The sequence below is a fragment of the Neisseria sp. P0021.S006 genome, from assembly GCF_051956895.1.
In genome coordinates this window covers 1-1,851 of sequence record NZ_JBQCWZ010000231.1, presented here as the reverse complement: position 1 = coordinate 1,851, position 1,851 = coordinate 1, and the positions used below count along the sequence as shown (strand labels likewise).

1 protein-coding gene is annotated in these 1,851 nt (G+C 54.0%); it reads right to left on the bottom strand.

All coding sequences use genetic code 11. From position 1 onward, the window contains the following. On the bottom strand, window positions 1-1,783 hold a 1,783-nt coding region (locus tag ACTHUM_RS12855), incomplete at its 3' end, for a TonB-dependent receptor (protein ID WP_440403039.1). Between the last annotated feature and the right edge of the window lie 68 nt (window positions 1,784-1,851).

Sequence of the window (1,851 nt, the reverse complement as noted above, 5' to 3'; positions counted from 1 at the left end):
TGTCTTCAACGACTTTCGCCTGCATCACGCCCAACGAACCGCGCAGATAGAGTTTTTTGGGAATGATTTGCCCGATGGCGGACAATTCCACGCCACGCGAACGGTGTTTACCGCCGACTGCCCAAGTATAGGGATCATTTTGCGCGTCGGGGCGGTAGCGGATATTGAAGCGTTCGATTTGGTAGGCGGACAATGTGGTGCTGAGGCGGTCATCCAGCCAACTGCTTTTGACACCGGTTTCGTATTGGCGGGTGTACTCGGGATCGGCGTTGAACACGGCGGAAGACGACGTATCGATGCTCAAATAGCCGCGTCCGCCATAAGGTGCGAAGCCTTTGTTATACGAGGCGTAGAGCGTGTGGGCGGGCGTTACGTTCCACACTGCACCGATGTTGGGGCTGAATGAGTGACCGCTGTATTGGCGGCTGCTGCCGGTGAGTTTGTTTTCTGAATTAAAGGTGTACTTGTCGTAACGGCCGCCGAGGACGAATTTCAAATCGGGCGTGGCGGAGAAGATGTTTTGCACGAAGATGCCGTAGGAGTCGGCTTTGTGGCGGTTTTGGGTGAGGACGGGCTGCAATCTACCCGAAGCCGGCCAGCTTGCGCGGTCGTATGGATCGATGGAGGCGGTAAAGGCGCGGCTGTAACCCAATGTCGGGTTACGGTGTTCGCGGCTGTAATCCATGCCTACGGTCAGGTGGTTTTCAAAACGGCCGATGTTGTAGTCGCCGTTGAGCGTGAAATTGGACGACAGGGTTTTGTTGTCGGTCTGCTGCCAAGCGTAGTTGCGTTTGATTCGGCTGCCGTTTTCGCTGCCTGCATGAAAATGGTCGAAATCCTGCGCCGCCGTGCGGTGGGCAAGCTGCCATTGGGCGCGCCATTTGTCGTTGAAGGCGTATTCGAGGTCGGAACGCCAAACTTGCAGCTTGTCTTTGACAAAATCGTTCGGGTGGGCAAAACCCATGCGGTAAGGCAGTCCGAAGCGGTCGTACACGGATTTGGTCGGGCTGCGGTCGGGCGTGCGCTCCACATTGTCGTAGGTGTATTGCCCCGTCCATTTCAAGCCGTTGTCGAGTTTGACGGTAATGCTGGGCGAAACCATGACGTTTTTGCTGTCTATGCCGCTGCGGAACGAATTGGCGCGCCCGACTTCACCGGTAAGGCGGATGGCAACGTTTTTGTTCAGCACTTCGTTGATGTCCATATTCAGGCTGCGGTTTGCCCACGAACCATAAACCGCACCGATGTTGCGGCTTTGTTTGAAGTTGGCGTATTTGCTGACCATGTTGATGACGCCGCCGCCGTTGGTGCGCCCGTAAAGCACGGAGGACGGGCCTTTCAGGATTTCCACGCGCTCAATATTGGCAGTGCTGCGGCGCACTTGTCCGCTTTCGCGCACGCCGTCGCGGTAAATATCGGATGCATCGGCTTGGAAGCCGCGCAGGAAAATGCTTTCGCCGCGCATATCGTAGGCAGCATCAATGCCGGCATTGCCTTCGAGGATAGAACTCAAATCGTTCGTGCCGTAGTTTTTGTTTTTCTGAATATTGAGCGTATCGACAGTTTGCGGCGTTTCCTTAATGAGCTGTCCGTTGCGGGTAACGGCAGCTTCGTCGTAATTGATGTAGCCTTTGAGTACGCTGGTGTCGGACTGTCCGACCACGGTAACGGTGGGTAGCGTGGCGGTGTAATGTTCACCATTGTCCTGCGTATCGGCGGCAGCGACAGAGAAGGAAGCGATAATCAGCGTGGGTAATAAAGCTAAATGAAATGGTATTTGCATTTTTATACTCAATTTAACGAAACAACCGAATTATATTGCCTCATAAAAGAAATGAGAATAGTTTCTTT